Source organism: Ruegeria sp. BHSC223 (assembly GCF_059613025.1).
The window spans coordinates 1-17,502 of sequence record NZ_JBXWRR010000016.1 but is presented as its reverse complement, the minus strand read 5'-3'; the positions used below and the strand labels follow the sequence as shown (position 1 = coordinate 17,502).

General features: G+C 64.6%; 19 protein-coding genes. 18 read left to right on the top strand and 1 reads right to left on the bottom strand.

Features of this window, described 5'->3' with window-relative positions; all coding sequences use genetic code 11:
* The first annotated feature begins 77 nt into the window (after nucleotides 1-77).
* The 4 genes from AC2FNY_RS17710 to AC2FNY_RS17695 all read left to right on the top strand — a co-directional run bounded on the left by AC2FNY_RS17710 (nucleotide 78) and on the right by AC2FNY_RS17695 (nucleotide 4,034).
* On the top strand, nucleotides 78-1,313 hold the full coding sequence (locus AC2FNY_RS17710) for an MFS transporter (RefSeq protein WP_234165882.1): 1,236 nt from the start codon (nucleotides 78-80) through the stop codon (nucleotides 1,311-1,313).
* A gap of 4 nt (nucleotides 1,314-1,317) precedes the next feature.
* Nucleotides 1,318-2,712, top strand: coding sequence for an MATE family efflux transporter (locus tag AC2FNY_RS17705; RefSeq protein WP_496803258.1), 1,395 nt, complete (start codon nucleotides 1,318-1,320; stop codon nucleotides 2,710-2,712).
* Nucleotides 2,712-3,590 carry a 50S ribosomal protein L11 methyltransferase gene (locus AC2FNY_RS17700; protein ID WP_234139764.1) on the top strand — a complete coding sequence of 293 codons (879 nt, stop codon included), beginning with the start codon at nucleotides 2,712-2,714 and terminating at the stop codon, nucleotides 3,588-3,590. Before AC2FNY_RS17705 ends, AC2FNY_RS17700 begins: the two co-directional genes overlap by 1 nt.
* 99 nt (nucleotides 3,591-3,689) lie before the next feature.
* The gene (locus AC2FNY_RS17695) at nucleotides 3,690-4,034 is read left to right on the top strand and encodes a hypothetical protein (protein WP_234162670.1); all 345 of its coding nucleotides are present in this window, start codon (nucleotides 3,690-3,692) and stop codon (nucleotides 4,032-4,034) included.
* A gap of 81 nt (nucleotides 4,035-4,115) precedes the next feature.
* Here the strand turns inward: AC2FNY_RS17695 and AC2FNY_RS17690 are convergent, their stop codons facing one another.
* On the bottom strand, nucleotides 4,116-4,334 hold the full coding sequence (locus AC2FNY_RS17690) for a DUF1127 domain-containing protein (protein WP_234139762.1): 219 nt from the start codon (nucleotides 4,332-4,334) through the stop codon (nucleotides 4,116-4,118).
* A 331-nt stretch (nucleotides 4,335-4,665) separates the two neighbouring features.
* Here AC2FNY_RS17690 and ruvC point away from each other — a divergent pair, with 331 nt between their 5' ends.
* From ruvC to AC2FNY_RS17620, 14 genes are all read left to right on the top strand, one after another.
* Nucleotides 4,666-5,163 (top strand): crossover junction endodeoxyribonuclease RuvC, encoded by a 498-nt coding sequence (gene ruvC / locus AC2FNY_RS17685; RefSeq protein WP_496803257.1) that lies wholly within the window; start codon nucleotides 4,666-4,668, stop codon nucleotides 5,161-5,163.
* Nucleotides 5,160-5,834: a Holliday junction branch migration protein RuvA gene (gene ruvA / locus AC2FNY_RS17680; protein ID WP_234165884.1), complete on the top strand. Its 675-nt coding sequence runs from the start codon at nucleotides 5,160-5,162 to the stop codon at nucleotides 5,832-5,834. The genes ruvC and ruvA overlap by 4 nt, the downstream gene beginning before the upstream one ends.
* Nucleotides 5,835-5,880: 46 nt before the next feature.
* The gene (gene ruvB, locus AC2FNY_RS17675; RefSeq protein ID WP_234139759.1) at nucleotides 5,881-6,906 is read left to right on the top strand and encodes a Holliday junction branch migration DNA helicase RuvB; all 1,026 of its coding nucleotides are present in this window, start codon (nucleotides 5,881-5,883) and stop codon (nucleotides 6,904-6,906) included.
* 180 nt (nucleotides 6,907-7,086) lie between these two features.
* Entirely contained in the window at nucleotides 7,087-7,713 is a 627-nt protein-coding gene (locus tag AC2FNY_RS17670; RefSeq protein WP_496803256.1) for a hypothetical protein, read from the top strand.
* Nucleotides 7,710-8,093, top strand: a complete 384-nt coding sequence (gene ybgC / locus AC2FNY_RS17665) for a tol-pal system-associated acyl-CoA thioesterase (protein WP_234139757.1) — start codon at nucleotides 7,710-7,712, stop codon at nucleotides 8,091-8,093. The genes AC2FNY_RS17670 and ybgC overlap by 4 nt, the downstream gene beginning before the upstream one ends.
* A 107-nt stretch (nucleotides 8,094-8,200) precedes the next feature.
* Nucleotides 8,201-8,896 (top strand): protein TolQ, encoded by a 696-nt coding sequence (tolQ, locus tag AC2FNY_RS17660; RefSeq protein ID WP_234139756.1) that lies wholly within the window; start codon nucleotides 8,201-8,203, stop codon nucleotides 8,894-8,896.
* A 3-nt stretch (nucleotides 8,897-8,899) separates the two neighbouring features.
* Nucleotides 8,900-9,379, top strand: a complete 480-nt coding sequence (tolR, locus tag AC2FNY_RS17655) for a protein TolR (RefSeq protein ID WP_234139755.1) — start codon at nucleotides 8,900-8,902, stop codon at nucleotides 9,377-9,379.
* Between the two features lie 9 nt (nucleotides 9,380-9,388).
* Complete coding sequence (tolA, locus tag AC2FNY_RS17650) at nucleotides 9,389-10,555, top strand: cell envelope integrity protein TolA (protein WP_496803255.1); 1,167 nt, start codon at nucleotides 9,389-9,391, stop codon at nucleotides 10,553-10,555.
* Nucleotides 10,552-11,871 carry a Tol-Pal system beta propeller repeat protein TolB gene (gene tolB / locus AC2FNY_RS17645; protein ID WP_234165887.1) on the top strand — a complete coding sequence of 440 codons (1,320 nt, stop codon included), beginning with the start codon at nucleotides 10,552-10,554 and terminating at the stop codon, nucleotides 11,869-11,871. Before tolA ends, tolB begins: the two co-directional genes overlap by 4 nt.
* Nucleotides 11,872-11,961: 90 nt before the next feature.
* The gene (pal, locus tag AC2FNY_RS17640) at nucleotides 11,962-12,474 is read left to right on the top strand and encodes a peptidoglycan-associated lipoprotein Pal (RefSeq protein WP_234139752.1); all 513 of its coding nucleotides are present in this window, start codon (nucleotides 11,962-11,964) and stop codon (nucleotides 12,472-12,474) included.
* Nucleotides 12,475-12,478: 4 nt separating this feature from the next.
* Entirely contained in the window at nucleotides 12,479-13,294 is an 816-nt protein-coding gene (gene ybgF / locus AC2FNY_RS17635; protein ID WP_234139751.1) for a tol-pal system protein YbgF, read from the top strand.
* Nucleotides 13,285-14,544: a tRNA lysidine(34) synthetase TilS gene (tilS, locus tag AC2FNY_RS17630; protein WP_496803254.1), complete on the top strand. Its 1,260-nt coding sequence runs from the start codon at nucleotides 13,285-13,287 to the stop codon at nucleotides 14,542-14,544. Before ybgF ends, tilS begins: the two co-directional genes overlap by 10 nt.
* Nucleotides 14,545-14,622: 78 nt before the next feature.
* The gene (ftsH, locus tag AC2FNY_RS17625) at nucleotides 14,623-16,536 is read left to right on the top strand and encodes an ATP-dependent zinc metalloprotease FtsH (RefSeq protein WP_234139749.1); all 1,914 of its coding nucleotides are present in this window, start codon (nucleotides 14,623-14,625) and stop codon (nucleotides 16,534-16,536) included.
* Nucleotides 16,537-16,651: 115 nt separating this feature from the next.
* The gene (locus AC2FNY_RS17620) at nucleotides 16,652-17,227 is read left to right on the top strand and encodes an MOSC domain-containing protein (RefSeq protein WP_234143007.1); all 576 of its coding nucleotides are present in this window, start codon (nucleotides 16,652-16,654) and stop codon (nucleotides 17,225-17,227) included.
* The last annotated feature ends 275 nt before the right edge of the window (nucleotides 17,228-17,502 follow it).

Sequence of the window (17,502 nt, the reverse complement as noted above, 5' to 3'; positions counted from 1 at the left end):
GCGCGCTGATGCAGAGCGATTGTGCAGTGCGGGCTTTGCTCTCGCCAAGGCGAGGGAATGGGCGTAAGGCATTTGCCATGTTCCGACCTGTTCCCCTGTCTCAGGCCACCGGCCTGCCGTTCTGGCGCCGTCCCGTCACGCTGTTGTTCGCGATGGCCATTGCCATGCCCATCGCCTTCAACGCGTGGAGCGCGCTGCTCAACAACTTTGTCATCGAGGTGGCGAATTTCGACGGTGCCGATATAGGTCTGCTGCACACGGTGCGCGAGATACCCGGTTTTCTGGCGGTCGGCGTGATCGCGGTGATCCTGGTGATGCGCGAGCAGGTGCTGGGGTTGATCTCGCTGATGTTGCTCGGGGTGGCCACGGCGGTCACCGCCTGGTTTCCCAGCTTGGGCGGCCTCTTGATGGTCACTCTCTTCAGCTCGATCGGGTTTCACTATTACGAGACGGTGAATCAGTCGCTGCAACTGCAATGGCTGTCAAAGGACCGCGCGCCGCAGATGCTGGGCTGGCTGGTGGCCACCGGGTCGGCCTCGACCCTGGTGATCTATGGTCTGATCGTGCTGACCTGGGACCGGTTCGAGCTGAGCTATAACACGGTGTTCATGGCGGCGGGCGGGTTGACCGTGGTGATCGCCCTCTTTTGCCTGCTGGCCTATCCGCAGTTCGATGCGCCGACGCCGCAGACCAAGAAACTGATCCTGCGCCGGCGCTACTGGCTTTACTACGCGCTGCAATTCATGGCGGGCGCAAGGCGGCAGATCTTTGTGGTCTTCGCAGGCTTCATGATGGTCGAGAAGTTCGGGTTCGACGTGCACGAGTTGACCGGTCTCTATCTGATCAACCTGGTGATCAATATGGGGGTCGCACCGCTTTTGGGACGGGCGGTGGCCCGGTTCGGGGAACGGCGCACATTGATATTCGAGTATGCCGGCCTGGCGATGGTCTTTGCCGCCTATGGTGGCATCTACTGGTTCGGCTGGGGCGTAATGCTGGCGGCGATCCTTTACGTGATCGACCATATCCTGTTCGCCTTGGCGCTGGCGCTGAAGACCTATTTCCAGAAGATCGCCGACCCGGCCGATATCGCGCCGACCGCTGCCGTTGCCTTTACCATCAATCATATCGCGGCGGTGTTCCTGCCGGTTTTGCTGGGTCTGCTCTGGGTGGTGTCTCCTGCGGCGGTGTTCGGGCTGGCGGCCTGCATGGCGCTGATCTCGCTTGGCCTGTCGCTGCTCATCCCGCGTCACCCCGAACCGGGCAACGAGACGGTGCTGTCGAAATACATGCCCGCCGCCCCGGCGGAATAGCTGGATGGAGCGGCGCGGGCGGTTCCTGAGCGGCTCGACCATGGGGCATGTGATCCGCATGACCCTGACCGGCGCGATGGGGATCACCTTTGTCTTTCTGGTCGATGCGGCCAATCTCTACTGGATTTCCCGGCTGGGGGATCCGCGCCTGATGGCGGCGATCGGCTTTTCCTTTGCCATCCAGTTCCTGTCGGTCAGCGTCGGTATCGGGCTGATGATCGGCGCGGTGGCGCTCATTTCTCGCGGGATCGGGCAGGGGCGGCGCGGGCTGGCACGGCGGCATGCCACGGCGGCGATGCTGCTGGCCTTTGCCATCCAGAGCCTTGTCGGCCTCGTCATCTTTGTTTTCCGTCATCAGATCGTTCAGCTATCGGGCGCCAGTGGCGAAACGGCGGAACTGGCGGCGCGCTATCTGGCGCTGTCGGTGCCCTCGCTGGGGGTAATGGCGGCGGGTATGGTTGCCAATGGCGCGCTCAGGGCCGAGGGCGACGGGGTGCGCTCGATGTCGGTCACCCTGACCTCGGGCGGGGTCGCGATGGTGATCGACCCTTTCCTGATCTATGGCCTTGGCATGGGGTTGGACGGGGCCGCGTTGGGCGTGGTGCTGTCGCGGTTCGTCATGCTGGCCATGGCGCTGCATTTCGCGACCGGGCCGCATGATCTGCTGGCCCGGCCCCGGCGACGCGACCTGCTGGCAACCTGGCGCCCGTTCATGGTGATCGCGGTGCCCGCCATCCTGACCCAGCTGGCCGCCCCGGTCGGCAATTACATCCTGACCTCGGTCATGGCGCAGTTCGGCGATCAGGCGATGGCGGGTTGGGCCGTTGTGGGGCGGCTGACGGTGGTGGCCTTTGGCGGCATCTTCTCGTTGGCGGGGGCCATCGGCGGGATCTTCGGCCAGAACTTCGGCGCCGGAGAGCACGCCCGCCTGCGCAGCACCTATCGAGACGCGGTGCTGTTCGGCCTTGGCTATACGCTGGTGATGTGGGCGGTGCTGAGCCTTGCTGCCCCCGGTATCGGCTCGGTGTTCGACCTGCAAGGCCCCGCGCTCGAGGTGCTGCGCGCCTTTACCCATGTGGGCGCGGGCGGATTTGTCTTTGCCGCGCTGCTCTTTGTCTCGAACGCCGCCTTCAACGCGCTGGGCAAGGCGCGGCGGGCGACGCTGACCAACTGGCTGCGCGACGGGGCGCTGACGCTGCCCGCTGCGCTCTGGCTTGCGGGGGTTTATGGGGCAACCGGCGTGATCTATGCGCAGGCACTGTGCAGTCTGGTGGTGGGGCTGGGGGCCGCGTTCTGGGGCTGGCGGTTCGTCGTTGGCCTGGGCCGCCGTCACCTGCCACGGCTTGACCTCGCGCCGCCACAGCCCTACGCGCATCCTGACAGATACAGGAGACGCTGATGCCCACCTTTACCGCGCTGACCACCCTGACCGGCAAATCCCAGGCCGAGGCGCTGGGCGAGGCGATGGAGAGCCTGACCCCCGAACCCACCGGTATCGGCGTGTTCGAGCTGGAGGACGGCTCGGGCCTGTGGGAGGTCGGCGGCTATTTCACCGAGACCCCCGACGATACCGCGCTGGCGCTGTTGGCGGCGGTGCATGGCGCCCAGCCCTTCGTGGTGTCGGAACTGCCCGAAACCGATTGGGTCGCTCATGTCCGGCGCGAGTTGTCGCCGGTCGAGGCGGGGCGCTTCTTTGTCTATGGCAGCCACGATGCCGACAAGGTGCCAGCGGATCGCATCCCGCTGCTGATCGAGGCGTCGATGGCTTTTGGCACCGGCCACCACGGCACCACACTGGGCTGTCTGCGCGCGCTGGACGGGCTGATCGAGCAGGGGTTCACTGCCGCCAAGGTGGCCGATATCGGCTGCGGCACCGCGGTGCTGGCGATGGCGGCGGCGCGGGTCTGGCAGGGCGATTTTCTGGCATCGGATATCGACGCGGTCGCGGTTGAGGTGGCCGAAGCCAACCTGAAAGCCAACGGCATGGAGGGCGCGGTCACCTGTCTGGAGGCAGCGGGCTTTGACCATCCCGATCTGACAGCACAGGCGCCCTATGATTTGATCTTCGCCAATATCCTGAAAGGACCTCTGGTGGCGTTAGCCCCCGACGTCGCATCGCATCTGCGACCCGGCGGCTATGCGATTCTGTCCGGTATTCTCAACGAACAGGCCGATGATGTGATCGCGGTTTATGCGCAGGCTGGAACCAATCTTGTCGATCGCGGGGTGATTGGTGACTGGACTACGCTGCTGCTTCGCAAAATCGACGCAATTTAGGCCAGTTTTACAGGCATTTTATACATCCGCCTTGGTTTCGCCCAATTTCGACCGTAGCATAGTTCCAACGCTGGTGGGGGCCGGTGTATGGAGGTTGCCATGGTCGATAATAATGTCGACTTCGACCAACGCATTCGTCGATTGAATAAGAAGCACGAGGCTCTGTCGCGCGGCTATACCGCTCGCATGCGCAAAGATGGGCTGATCGAATTGAAGCCCCGCCGCGCGAGCGTGCAAATGCCGTTTCGGGCGCTGCTTCTACTGTGCTTGGCGATCCTCGCTTTCAAGGCATTTTTGTTGGCCAGTCTCGGCCCTGACAGCTATGACGCCCGCCTGTCGAGCTTGGCTGAGGGCACGCCGGTCGAACAAGCCGGAGCCTGGGTGATGCAGGTCGATCCGGCAAGCCTGTTCCTTGCCGAACAGATCGGGCCCATTCTGCGCTGATTTTCCCTCGGCGAAGAAAAAACGCCGCATGCTATTTCTTGCATGCGGCGTTTGCTGTTGTCCCGAGGGAGCGGGATGAACTTAGTAAACGGTCTTGCCTGCGGCGACGGTGTCGATGTCGGCGCGGCTCAGGCCGATATCTTCCAGCTCGCGGTCGCTCAGCGCGGTCAGCGCATTGCGGGTTGCGCGGGCGTCGTTCCAGGCGGCAAACGCGTTTGCGATGGTGGTGCCAAGAGCAGCGAAACGGCCAACGAGGCCGAAGGAGCCTTGAGCGAAGCGGGTGGTGTCCAGTGCGGCCATATCCGTGCGTCCTCTATAGGGTTGTGAGTAGTGGTTGTTGTTTCAGCCGGGCATCTAGTCGCCGAAAATCGACAAAGCAAGCGCGCAAATTGCATGTTGGGCATGCGCTGATTGCATAGGTCAAATTCGTCGAAACCCTTATGAAATATTGGGTAAATCGACTGTGAAAACCTGTCGCTTTCTGCGTCGCAGCATGTCGGTTTTGTGCAGGAAGTCGAAAACGGGATCCGAGGCGTCGGAATCATGCGTGAGCGTAAAGCGCTTGGAAAATGTTCCCCTTTCGTGCTAATTCGTGAAAAAAGTTACAACAACGGGCGGGCAGGGCGGACACATGCGTATACTTGGCATTGATCCAGGCTTGAGAACGCTGGGCTGGGGCGTGATCGAGTCGCGGGGCAGTCGGCTGTCGCATGTGGCGAACGGGTTGTGTCATTCCGATGGCGACGATCTGGGCGAGCGGTTGTTGTCGCTGTACAATCAGATCGTCGAGGTGATCGCCGCGCACCGGCCTGATCAGGCGGCGATCGAACAGACTTTCGTCAACAAGGACGGGGCGGGCACGCTGAAACTGGGTCAGGCCCGCGGTGTGGCGCTGCTGACGCTGGCGCAGGCCGGCTTGCCTGTTGGCGAATACGCTCCGAACCGGGTCAAGAAGACGGTGGTGGGTGTCGGCCACGCAGAAAAGGAACAGGTCATTCACATGGTCAAGCTGCAATTGCCCGGCTGCCTTCCCAAGGGGGCGGATGCGGCGGATGCGCTGGCCATCGCCATCTGCCACGCCTATTACGGAGGCGCGAAGGCGCTGAGCCAGAGAGAGGTGCGGGCATGATCGGCAAGCTGACAGGGCGGCTCGATTATCGCGCGACCGACCATGTACTGATCGACGTGCGCGGGGTCGGCTATATCGTCTATTGCTCGGATCGGACGCTGGCGGCGCTGCCGGGTGTGGGCGAGGCGGTGGCGCTGTACACCGATATGGTGGTGCGCGAGGATCTGATGCAGCTTTATGGCTTCATGTCGCTGGCCGAGAAGGAATGGCACCGGCTGTTGTGTTCGGTCCAGGGGGTCGGGGCCAAGGTGTCGCTTGCCATTCTGGGCGCATTGGGGCCGGACGGGGTCAGCCGGGCGATTGCGCTGGGCGACTGGGCCTCGGTCAAGTCGGCCAAGGGCGTGGGGCCGAAAACTGCGCAACGCATCGTGCTCGACCTCAAGGACAAGGCGCCGGGGGTTATGGCGATGGGCGGCACGGTGGCCCAGGCAATGGAGGGCGCGGCAGAGGTGGTCGAGGTGATCGAACCCACCGCGCCGGCGCCGCGCAAGACCGCGCCGCCCAGCGGCGCCGGTGCCGCGACCGCAGGTGCCCTGTCGGCACTCTCGAATCTGGGTTATGGCCCCTCGGACGCTGCCGCCGCCGTGGCACAGGCCGCCGCCGAAGCGCCCGAGGCGGGAGAGGCAGAGCTGATCCGCGCGGCGCTGCGCCTGCTCGCGCCCAAGACATGAGGTGCGCTCGATCCGCCCTGGCGGGCGTCCTTGCGGGAGATGACAGATGACCGACGCCGATCCGACCCTGCGGCCAGACCCGTTGCCCGAGGACAATGACCGCGCCCTGCGTCCGCAGGCGCTGGACGAATTCATCGGTCAGGCCGAGGCGCGGGCCAATCTGCGCATCTTCGTGCAATCGGCCCGCCAGCGGGGTGAAGCGATGGATCACACGCTGTTCCACGGCCCGCCCGGCCTGGGCAAGACCACGCTGGCGCAGATCATGGCGCGCGAGCTGGGGGTGAATTTCCGGATGACCTCGGGGCCGGTTCTGGCCAAGGCGGGGGATCTGGCGGCGATCCTGACCAATCTCGAGGCGCGCGATGTGCTGTTCATCGACGAGATCCACCGGCTGAATCCGGCGGTCGAAGAGGTGCTCTATCCGGCGATGGAGGATTTCGAGCTGGACCTTGTGATCGGAGACGGGCCCGCCGCGCGGACCGTGCGGATCGAGTTGCAGCCCTTTACGCTGGTCGGGGCGACCACGCGGATGGGTCTGTTGACCACGCCGCTGCGCGACCGGTTCGGCATACCGACCCGGCTGCTGTTCTACACCGTTGACGAGTTGTTCGAAATCGTCAGCCGCAATGCGCGCAAGCTGGGCGCCCCTGCCGACGAGGCCGGTGCGCGCGAAATCGCGCGGCGTGCCCGCGGCACCCCGCGAATTGCCGGGCGCCTGCTGCGCCGGGTGGTCGATTTTGCCGTGGTCGAGGGCGACGGCCGCATCACCCGCGAACTGGCTGATCACGCGCTGACCCGGCTGGGGGTCGACCAGTTGGGCCTTGATGGCGCCGACCGCCGTTATCTGCGGCTCATCGCCGAAAACTACGGCGGCGGGCCGGTGGGGATCGAGACCCTGTCGGCGGCTTTGAGCGAGAGCCGGGACTCGCTGGAAGAGGTGATCGAGCCCTATCTTTTGCAGCAGGGATTGATCCAGCGCACCCCGCGCGGGCGCATGCTGGCGCAGAAGGCCTGGACGCATCTGGGCCTGGACGCGCCGCGCCCGCCGGGGCAGAGCGACCTGTTCGGCTAGGGATGGGGATGTGCAAGGGGGCGCTGCCCCCACCTACAAAATTCGCCGAATTTTGTAGGCTCCCCCGGAGTATTTTGGGCAAAGTGAAGGGGCGCGGGTTGCGATCTTGCAATGGCGGGGGTGGACCTTGGCCCGCGTTTCGACAAGAAACGGGGCGCCTTTTTGCGGAGCCGGTCCACCATGCTGACACCTGAGACAATCGAAGCCATGTTCACCCGCGACGACGGCAGCTTTCAGTTCGCCCGCTGGGGGCGACCTGTGGTGCCGATCGTGTTCGGGGTCGAGGATGAAACGCTGTCGGTGGTAAAGGGCGCGTTCGAGGCGGTGATGGCGCTGGCGGGTCACAAGATGGCCGAGACAGATCCCGAACTGGGGGCCAACTGCATGGTTTTCTTCTTTCGTGACTGGGAGGAACTTCTGGCAGTCCCAGACCTCGACAGGCTGATTCCGGATCTGGCGCCGCTGGTCGAACGGCTGACGGCAGCAGGTGCGAACCAGTATCGCGCCTTTCGCTTTGACGAAGGAGGGGCGATCCGCGCGGCATTCGTCTTTTTGCGGATGGATGCGCAGATGGCGGCACAGCCCGCCCAGACGCTGGCGCTGGCCCAGGTGGTGCAAGTCATGCTGTTGTGGTCCGAGGCCGCTTTCCGCGAACAATCGCCGCTTGGGCTGGCGGGTGACGCAACGATTCTGCGGCCCGAGATTGCCGGGTTGATCCGTGCGGCCTATGATCCGATCCTGCCGGGGGCGGCGCGGGACGCCTCTCATGCGCTCAGACTTTTTGCCCGCATGGAGCTCCCGCAATGACGCATGTCTTTCCCGTTCGGGTCTATTACGAAGACACCGACATGGGCGGCATCGTCTATCATGCCAACTATTTGCGGTACATCGAGCGGGCGCGCTCGGACTGGGTGCGCAACCTGGGCAACGACCAGAACGCGATGCGCGAGGCCGGGCTGGTCTGGGTGGTGCGCAAGATCGAGGCCGAATACCTGGCGCCCGCGCGGTTCGAGGACGACTTGACGGTGCTGACCGAGGTGGTCGCGCTGTCAGGGGTGCGATTGACCATGGCGCAGAGCGTCCGGCGCGGCGAGACCGAGATCTTTCGGGCCACCGTCACCGCCGTCTGCATGAACGGCGAGGGACGGCCGGTGCGTCTCCCGGCGGAGATTCGCGCATTGCTGTAACAATTTTCGGCGCCTCTGCTGTTCTGTTGGAAATCGCCGGGAATCTGCTATAGCGTCGTGCGAAACAAGGCCGGAAAACCGGTCATAGGGCAATAAAGAGCAGGTTCATGGAAACAGAAGCCCTGGCATTGGCGCAGGAAATCGATTTCTCGATGTGGGGGCTTTTTGCCCGCGCGACGCTGACGGTCAAACTGGTCATGCTGTTGCTGCTTCTGGCATCGTTCTGGGCCTGGGCCATTATCATTCAGAAACACATCCTGTATCGCGCGACCCGGCGCGAGGCGGACCGGTTTGATCGGTCTTTCTGGTCGGGCGAGCCGCTGGACGAGTTGTTTGAACAGATCGGGACGGACCCGGAGGGCAGTTCCGAGAAGATTTTCGCCGCCGGCATGATCGAATGGCGTCGCTCGCATCGCAACGACGGCGGCCTGATCGCCGGGGCGCAGGCGCGCATTGACCGGTCGATGGACGTGGCCATCGCCAAGGAGGCCGAGGGGCTGCAACGCGGCCTGCCGGTGCTGGCGACGGTCGGGTCGACCGCACCCTTCGTGGGTCTTTTCGGCACCGTCTGGGGCATCATGACCGCCTTCATCGAGATTGCCGAGCAGCAGAACACCAACCTGGCCGTTGTGGCGCCGGGCATCGCCGAGGCGCTGCTGGCCACCGGTCTGGGCCTCTTGGCCGCGATCCCGGCGGTCATTTTCTACAACAAGCTCAGCGCCGACAGCGACCGGATCGTTGCGGGCTACGAGGCGTTTGCCGACGAGTTCGCCACCATCCTCTCGCGTCAGCTGGACAGCTGAGCCATGGGGGCCGCGGTTCAGCAATCCGAAGGCGGGTCAGGCGGGCGTCGGCGCGGGCGCCGTCGCGGACGCGCCCGGCCGATGTCCGAGATCAACGTCACCCCGTTTGTGGACGTGATGCTGGTGCTGCTCATCATCTTCATGGTGGCGGCGCCGTTGATGACGGTTGGCGTGCCGGTCGAACTGCCCAAGACCGCCGCCGGCGCGCTGCCCTCGGATGACGAGGAACCGCTGACCGTGACCATCACGGCAGAGGGTGAGGTGCAGATCCAGACAACCGCCGTGCCGCGTGACGAACTGGTCGCGCGCCTGCGCGCCATTGCCGCCGAACGCAGCAGCGACCGCGTCTATCTGCGCGCTGATGGCGGCATTCCCTATGCCCAGGTGATGCAGGTGATGGGGGCGCTGAACGCGGGCGGATTTTCCAATGTCGGGTTGGTCACCGATACCGGCGGACCACGGCTCGACAGTGGCGGAGAGTGAGGCAGCGGTTTGCAGACCGGCACCAAGATTTCCGCGCTCGCCCATGTCACGTTGGTTGCATGGGCCTTTCTGGGCGGTGCCTTCCGCTCGGATCCTTTGCCTTTCGAGGTGCAGGAGGTTTCGGTCATTTCGGCCGAGGAGTTCGCGGCGCTGAGCGCGCCGCGCGAGGCGCCCGAGATCAATCCTCAGCCCGTCGAACCGGAACAGCCTACCGCGCCCATCGAACAGCCGGCGCCGGTGGAACCAGCGCCCGAGCCCGAGCCGGAACCGGTGCGCCCCGAGCCGCAGCCGGTGGCCCGGCCCGAACCCGAGCCCGAACCTGCGCCGCAACCGGTCGAGCCCACTCCGGAACCGCAGGTGCCCAGCGAGGTGCCCAGCCTGGAACGGCCAGAGCCTGAAACGGTGCTGTTGCCGGAACCGCCGGGAAAGCGCCCCAAACCGCGCCCGGTTGAGCGCGTCGCCCCGGAACCGGTGGCAGCACCGCCGCCCGATGCGCGCCCGGATCCAGTCGAAACCCCGCCCGTGAGTGCCGAGCAAGGGGCCGAGACGCCGCAGCCCGAGCAGCCCGCCACCGCACCCGAGGAGGCGACCGACCGGATTGAACCCGAGGCCGATCCGACGGCCGAGGTGGCGCCGTCGCGCTCGCCCCGCCCGAAGACGCGCCCGCAGCAGCCCACGCAGACAGCCGAGACCAAGCCCGCGGCCACACCCGAGGCAAAACCCGCAGCAAAACCCGAGGCGAATCCGGCACCTGCCAGCCAGGCCGCCGAGACCCGCAGCGCGGTGAACGATGCCCTAGCCGAAGCGCTGGCCGCGACCGAGGAACCGGCCGCCGCACCAGCTCCCACCGGCCCGCCGTTGACCAGCGGCGAGAAGGACGCACTGCGCGTGGCGGTGTCGCAATGCTGGAACGTGGGCTCGCTTTCCAGCGAGGCGCTGAGGACGACAGTGGTGGTTTCGGTACGGATGAATGCCGACGGCACGCCCGATACCGGCTCGATCCGCATGATCGAAAGCTCTGGCGGATCGTCGGGGGCCGCGAAACAGGCCTACGAGGCCGCGCGCCGTGCTATCATCCGTTGCGGGGCCAAGGGCTATAAACTTCCCAGTGAAAAATATGATCACTGGCGTGATATCGAAATGACATTCAATCCCGAGAGGATGCGGATCAAATGATGAGATTTCTGACCAGCCTTGTTCTGGGTGCAGCGCTGCTGGCCGGAGCGGCCCAGGCGCAGAACCAGCCGCTCAGGATCACCATCGATGAGGGGATCATCGAACCCTTGCCCTATGCGGCGCCGAATTTCGTGCCCGACAGTCCCGCCGCTGCCGAATACGCGGCCGAGATCGCGCGCGTTCTGGCCGACGATTTGACCGGCAGCGGTCTGTTCCGTGAAATCCCGTCGACCGCCTATATCAGTCAGGTCACCTCGTTCGACGCGCCGGTGCAATTCGCCGACTGGAAGGCGATCAACGCGCAGGCACTGATCACCGGCGCGGTCAGCGTGTCGGGCAACCGGCTGACGGTGCGGTTCCGCCTGTGGGACGTGTTCGCCGGGGCCGAACTGGGCAGCGGCCTGCAATTTGCAGGCACGACCGACGGCTGGCGCCGCATGGCGCACAAGGTGGCCGATGCGGTCTATAGCCGGATCACCGGCGAAGGCGGCTATTTTGACAGTCGCGTCGCCTTCGTTTCGGAAAGCGGACCCAAGGACCAGCGCCGCAAGCGTTTGGCGATCATGGATTACGATGGCGCCAACGTGCAGTATCTGACCGACAGCTCGTCGATCGTGCTGGCGCCACGTTTCTCTCCCTCGGGCGACCGCGTGCTTTATACCAGCTATCAGGGTGGCTTTCCGCGCATCCACATCCTGGACGTCGGCCAGGTGCAACAGCGCGTCTTGCAAAGCCAGGACGGCACCATGAGCTTTGCGCCGCGCTTTTCGCCCGATGGTCAGACGGTGCTGTTCTCGCTGGCGCAGGGCGGCAATACCGACCTCTATGCGATGAATATCGCCTCAGGGCAAAGCACCCGGCTGACGAGCGCCCCCTCGATCGAGACCGCGCCCAGCTATTCCCCGGATGGCAGCCGTATCGTGTTCGAAAGCGACCGATCCGGCACGCCGCAGCTCTATGTCATGTCCGCCTCGGGCGGCGAGGCGACCCGGATCAGTTTCGGTCAGGGCCGTTATGGCACGCCGGTCTGGTCGCCGCGTGGCGACCTGATCGCATTCACCAAGCAGAGCAAGGGCCGGTTTCATATCGGCGTGATGCGCACCGATGGCAGCGAGGAACGTCTCTTGACCGCCTCGTTCCTGGACGAGGGGCCGACCTGGTCGCCCAATGGGCGCGTCATCATGTTCACCCGCGAGACGCAGGGCGCCAGCGGGCGCGCCGCGCTCTATTCCGTCGACATCTCGGGCCGCAATCTGCGCCCGGTCCGCACCCCCGATGGCGGCAGCGATCCTTCGTGGTCGCCGTTGCAAAAGTAAACCGCGGATTCCCCCACTTCGGCGCGCGTTCACATGGACGAGTCGATGTGATATCAAAGAGACAAGAAAATCTTAGGTGAGGCACCTGGAATGAACGTATTGAGCAAGCTAACAGTAATCGGCGTGTTGCTCGCGCTGACAGCCTGTACAAATCCCGCGGATCTGGGCGATGGCAATGCTGTCGATCTGAACGGAGCTGGCGCGGGCGCTGGCAGTGGCTTGGTGAGTGATCCCACCTCGCCGGCCTATTTCAACCAGGCGATCGGCGACCGCGTTCTGTTCTCGGTAGACCAGTCAACGCTCAGCGCCGAGGCGCAGGCGACCCTCGGGGCGCAGGCACAGTGGTTGCTAACCAACACTGACTACAACGCGACTATCGAGGGTCACGCAGACGAGCAGGGCACCCGCGAATACAACCTCGCGCTGGGCGCGCGCCGCGCCAATGCTGCGCGCGAGTATCTGATCTCGCGTGGGGTGGCCGGCAGCCGGCTCAAGACTGTCAGCTATGGCAAGGAACGCCCGATCGAGATTTGCAGTGACGAGGCCTGCTATTCCAAGAACCGCCGTGCGGTGACGGTTCTGACGACGGATCTGACGGGGTAAGCGGATGAGAGTTGCTGGCGCGGTTTTTGCCGTTTCTCTGGCATTTGCGGGGCAGGCACCGGCTCAGGATCAGCAAACGCTCGCCGACATCAGGCAGGAGTTGACGGTTCTGCATGTCGAGGTGCAGCGGCTCAAGCGCGAATTCTCGACCACTGGCTCGCCTTCGCCTTCGGTGGCAGGGGGCACAGTTCTTGAGCGGGTTGATGCGATTGAGGCAGAATTGCAGCGGTTGACGCGGCTGACAGAGCAGCTCAATGCTAGAATCGACCGCGTGGTTGCCGATGGCAGCAACCGGGTGGGCGATCTGGAGTTCCGCCTGTGCGAGTTGGAGGCGGATTGCGATATCGCGAAACTGTCCCAAGGTACCACCCTGGGCGGAGACGTGCAGGTAACGCCCGCGGCCTCGCCCCAGCCCAGCCAGTCGCAGACTGAACTGGCGGTGGGCGAACAGGCCGAATTCGACAGCGCCAGCGAGGCACTCGCGGCGGGCGACTATGCCAAGGCTGCCGACCTCTTTGCCCAGTTCGAGGCCTCCTATCCCGGCAGTCCGCTGGCCGCCGAGGCGCATCTGAAACGCGGTAAGGCACTGGATGGAACGGGCGACACCCGCGAGGCGGCCCGCGCCTATCTGGCCAGTTTTACCGGTGACAGCACCGGGCCGCTTGCCGCCGAGGCGCTTTTCCAACTGGGGGCAGCGCTGGGCCGGTTGGGACAGACTAGCCAGGCCTGCGTTACGCTGGGCGAAGTATCTGTCCGGTTCCCGTCGGCGGCTGCCGTTGCCGACGCAAATCGGGAAATGTCCTCGCTGGGGTGCTCTTGACGGCTGGCGGCCAGAACCTCGTCGATCATCTCAGGGCGCAGTTTTCCGCCCAGCCGCCTCGGCGGCTGGGCGTTGCCGTTTCCGGGGGTGGGGACTCGGTTGCGCTGATGCATCTCCTTGCACGCTGTTTCCCGGGTCGTGACGTCACGCTGCTGGTCGCGACAGTCGACCATGGCTTGCGGCCCGAGGCAGCCTCCGAGGCGGCGCTGGTCGCCCGCCAGGCCGCTGGCCTGGGCTTGTCACATGAAACCCTGCGCTGGACCGGCTGGACCGGCGAGGGCAATCTTCAGGACCAGGCCCGCCGCGCCCGCTATACGCTGCTGACCGAATGGGCGCTGCGCAACCGTGTGACCACGCTGGCGCTGGCTCACACCGCCGACGATCAGGCGGAAACGCTGCTGATGCGGCTGAGCCGGTCCGCCGGTGTATCCGGGCTTGCCGCCATGGCGCCGCGACGCATGCAGAATGGGGTGGTGCTGCTGCGGCCCCTGTTGGGTATCACCCGCGACACGCTGCGCAACTTTTTGCTTAGCGAAGACATCGGTTGGGCCGACGACCCGTCGAACGAGGATGCCCGTTATGACCGCATCAAGGCGCGCCGGGCGCTGGCGGATCTGGCGCCCTTGGGCATCGACGCGCAGGGTCTGGCAGAGGTGGCCGCCAACATGGCCCGCGCGCGCGAGGCACTGGATTGGTACACCTTTCTGGCGGCGCGCGACCTGACCCGGATCGACGGCGGCGATGTCCTGCTGGAGCCGCGCGGTTTTCGAACCCTGCCCGATGAGATCGCGCGACGGATGCTGTTGCATATCGTCGGCTGGATCGGAGGCGGCGAATATCCGCCGCGCCGCGCCGCGGTGGCAGAGGCGCTGGCCGCGCTGCGCCACGAGCGTTCGGGCCAGTTGGGGGGGTGCCTGATCCTGGGGCAGGGGCGCCGTATCCGGTTTTGTCGTGAACACAAGGCGGTCGAAACCCTCACCACCCCGCAGGGCGAACTGTGGGATGGGCGCTGGGTGCTGCGCGGCCCGGTGGTCAAGAACGGAGAGCTGCGCGCTCTGGGCGCGGCGGGGCTGAAACTCTGTCCGGACTGGCGCCTGACCGGGCGCCCCCATGCGGCACTGATTGCCAGCCCGTCGGTCTGGAGCGGGGACACTCTGATCGCCGCGCCGCTGGCCGGATTGCCCAATGGTTGGACCGCCGAATTGGAAAGCGGCGAAGAAGACTTCTACGCGTCCCTTTTATCGCATTGAACCTCGCTCGATCCTCTCTATTTTAAGAAACAAGCTAGCTTCGGAGTTCCGCGGCCGGAAAGTATTGGGAGAATGTCCTTGGGCAACGCACGTAACATCGCCTTCTGGGTCGTCCTTTTCCTGTTGATTCTCGCTCTGTTCAACCTGTTCAGCGGGTCGGGCGGAACCTTGCAGAGCCAGGAAAAGACCTATTCCGAGTTTGTCAGTGCCGTCGATGAAGGCAATGTGACAAAGGTGATCCTAGACGGTGAGCAGATCCGCTACCGCACCACTGACGGTCGCGATTTCGTCACGATCAAGCCTGGCGATGCCGAGGTGACGACCCTCTTGATCGACAAGAACATCCCGGTACGCGCCGAAAAGCAGCAGCAATCGGGGTTCCAGTCCTTCCTCATCACGCTGTTGCCGTTCCTGCTGCTGATCGGGGTCTGGGTCTATTTCATGAACCGGATGCAGGGCGGTGGGCGCGGTGGTGCCATGGGCTTTGGCAAGTCCAAGGCCAAGATGCTGACCGAGAAGCATGGCCGCGTCACCTTTGACGATGTCGCGGGTATCGACGAGGCCAAGGAAGAGCTGGAAGAGATCGTCGAATTCCTGCGCAACCCGCAGAAATTCAGCCGTCTTGGCGGCAAGATTCCCAAGGGCGCGCTGCTGGTGGGCCCTCCGGGCACCGGTAAGACGCTGTTGGCGCGCGCCATCGCGGGCGAGGCGGGCGTGCCCTTCTTCACCATTTCCGGCTCGGACTTCGTGGAAATGTTCGTGGGTGTCGGTGCCAGCCGCGTGCGCGACATGTTCGAGCAAGCCAAGAAAAACGCGCCCTGCATCGTCTTCATCGACGAGATCGACGCCGTGGGCCGTCATCGTGGCGCCGGTTATGGCGGCGGCAATGACGAGCGCGAACAGACGCTGAACCAGCTGCTGGTGGAAATGGACGGGTTCGAGGCCAACGAAGGCGTCATCATCCTGGCCGCCACCAACCGCAAGGACGTGCTGGACCCCGCGCTGCTGCGTCCGGGCCGGTTCGACCGTCAGGTCACCGTCGGCAACCCCGACATCAAGGGCCGCGAGAAAATCCTGGGCGTACACGCGCGCAAGACCCCGCTGGGCCCCGATGTCGATTTGCGCATCATCGCGCGCGGCACGCCCGGCTTCTCGGGCGCCGATCTGGCCAACCTCGTGAACGAAGCGGCGCTGATGGCCGCCCGCGTGGGCCGGCGTTTCGTGACCATGGAGGATTTCGAGAACGCCAAGGACAAGGTCATGATGGGGGCAGAGCGCCGCTCGATGGTGCTGACCCAGGACCAGAAGGAAAAGACTGCCTATCACGAGGCGGGCCACGCGGTGGTGGGGCTTGCCTTGCCGATGTGCGACCCGGTCTACAAGGCCACGATCATCCCGCGCGGCGGCGCGCTGGGCATGGTGGTCAGCCTGCCGGAAATGGACCGGCTGAACTGGCATCGTGACGAATGCCAGCAGAAACTGGCGATGACCATGGCGGGCAAGGCTGCCGAGATTCTCAAATACGGAGAGGATCACGTGTCCAACGGCCCGGCGGGCGACATCCAGCAGGCCAGCCAACTGGCCCGTGCGATGGTGATGCGCTGGGGCATGTCCGACAAGGTCGGCAATATCGACTATGCCGAGGCGCATGAGGGCTATTCCGGCAATACCGCCGGTTTCTCGGTCTCGGCCCATACCAAGGAGCTGATCGAGGAAGAGGTCAAACGCTTCATCCAGCAAGGCTATGATCAGGCCCATGCCATCCTGACCGAACGCCGCGACGACTGGGAACGTCTGGCCCAGGGTCTGTTGGAGTACGAGACCCTGACCGGCGACGAGATCAAGCGGGTCATGAACGGCGAACCTCCGCATGAAAGCGATGACGAGGATCCGGGCAAGGATCAGGGCAACGCCGCCAGCGTGACCGCGATTCCCAAGACCAAGCCCAAGGCGCCACCGGCAGGCGGGATGGAGCCCGAACCCACCGCTTGATTTCGAACAGAGCAACATCAAAAGGCCCGGCATGCGCCCGGGCCTTTTTGTTTTGGCTGGCCTCTGACGGAGAGGCGGCTAAGGTTGCGGCCGTCACCAATGGGAGAGTGTACGAATGCCGGTTCTTGAGAAAAGCGGTTATGTGGGCCGGGTCGAATGGCTGGGCTGGGTGCCTGCGGGCGGGGTGCTGCGGGCAGAACCAGTCGATATGCTGGAGCTGAGCTTTTCCGGGGTCACAGGCGAGCGGCACGAGGGCGCCACGCGTCCCTCCTGTGTACGGGTGCGCAACCTCTATGACCGCGATACCGAGATCCGCAATGTGCGCCAGCTGACCATTCTGTCGACCGAGGAACTGGCTGCCATCGCCACTGAAATGGGGTTGGACCGTCTCGACCCGGCCTGGCTCGGCGCCTCGATCGTGGTCAGCGGCATTCCCGATTTCACCCATGTACCGCCCTCCTCGCGCTTGCAGAACGGGGACGGAACCACGCTTACCATCGACATGGAAAACCGCCCCTGTGTCCTGCCGGGACGCGAAGTCGAGGCCGACAAGCCCGGTCATGGCGCTGCCTTCAAGCCCGCGGCACAGGACCGGCGCGGCGTCACCGCCTGGGTCGAACGCCCCGGTACTCTGCGGCTGGGCGATGAGCTGACGCTGTTCATCCCCGATCAGCGTCCATGGATGCCATAAGCGGCACAGGTTTCCGAAACGTCACCCGCGAAATCGGGCCGCGACGTTTCGCGTCGCGAATATGTCGGAATCCACATCCTGCCGGTGCAAATGCGACGTTACTGCTGTCACCAGCCCGGCGCGTGTGCGCCGGTATACCAGGACATCAAGCGGGGGATCGCACCCATGGCGTATAAGAGTGACATTGAGATAGCGCGCGAGGCGCGGAAGTTGCCGATCTTGGAGATTGGTGCGAAGCTGGGGATCGGGTCTGAGGATCTGCTGCCTTATGGCCA

What these genes read in the sequence shown, in the direction of transcription:
- ruvB (WP_234139759.1), top strand. Translation starts at nt 5,881, where the DNA reads ATGACCGACGCCGATCCGACCCTGCGGCCAGACCCGTTGCCCGAGGAC.
- ybgC (WP_234139757.1), top strand. Translation starts at nt 7,710, where the DNA reads ATGACGCATGTCTTTCCCGTTCGGGTCTATTACGAAGACACCGACATG.
- tolR (WP_234139755.1), top strand. Translation starts at nt 8,900, where the DNA reads ATGGGGGCCGCGGTTCAGCAATCCGAAGGCGGGTCAGGCGGGCGTCGG.
- ruvC (WP_496803257.1), top strand. Translation starts at nt 4,666, where the DNA reads ATGCGTATACTTGGCATTGATCCAGGCTTGAGAACGCTGGGCTGGGGC.
- AC2FNY_RS17705 (WP_496803258.1), top strand. Translation starts at nt 1,318, where the DNA reads ATGGAGCGGCGCGGGCGGTTCCTGAGCGGCTCGACCATGGGGCATGTG.
- tolB (WP_234165887.1), top strand. Translation starts at nt 10,552, where the DNA reads ATGATGAGATTTCTGACCAGCCTTGTTCTGGGTGCAGCGCTGCTGGCC.
- pal (WP_234139752.1), top strand. Translation starts at nt 11,962, where the DNA reads ATGAACGTATTGAGCAAGCTAACAGTAATCGGCGTGTTGCTCGCGCTG.
- AC2FNY_RS17670 (WP_496803256.1), top strand. Translation starts at nt 7,087, where the DNA reads ATGCTGACACCTGAGACAATCGAAGCCATGTTCACCCGCGACGACGGC.
- AC2FNY_RS17710 (WP_234165882.1), top strand. Translation starts at nt 78, where the DNA reads ATGTTCCGACCTGTTCCCCTGTCTCAGGCCACCGGCCTGCCGTTCTGG.
- AC2FNY_RS17620 (WP_234143007.1), top strand. Translation starts at nt 16,652, where the DNA reads ATGCCGGTTCTTGAGAAAAGCGGTTATGTGGGCCGGGTCGAATGGCTG.
- AC2FNY_RS17695 (WP_234162670.1), top strand. Translation starts at nt 3,690, where the DNA reads ATGGTCGATAATAATGTCGACTTCGACCAACGCATTCGTCGATTGAAT.
- AC2FNY_RS17700 (WP_234139764.1), top strand. Translation starts at nt 2,712, where the DNA reads ATGCCCACCTTTACCGCGCTGACCACCCTGACCGGCAAATCCCAGGCC.
- tolQ (WP_234139756.1), top strand. Translation starts at nt 8,201, where the DNA reads ATGGAAACAGAAGCCCTGGCATTGGCGCAGGAAATCGATTTCTCGATG.
- ybgF (WP_234139751.1), top strand. Translation starts at nt 12,479, where the DNA reads ATGAGAGTTGCTGGCGCGGTTTTTGCCGTTTCTCTGGCATTTGCGGGG.
- AC2FNY_RS17690 (WP_234139762.1), bottom strand. Translation starts at nt 4,334, where the DNA reads ATGGCCGCACTGGACACCACCCGCTTCGCTCAAGGCTCCTTCGGCCTC.
- ruvA (WP_234165884.1), top strand. Translation starts at nt 5,160, where the DNA reads ATGATCGGCAAGCTGACAGGGCGGCTCGATTATCGCGCGACCGACCAT.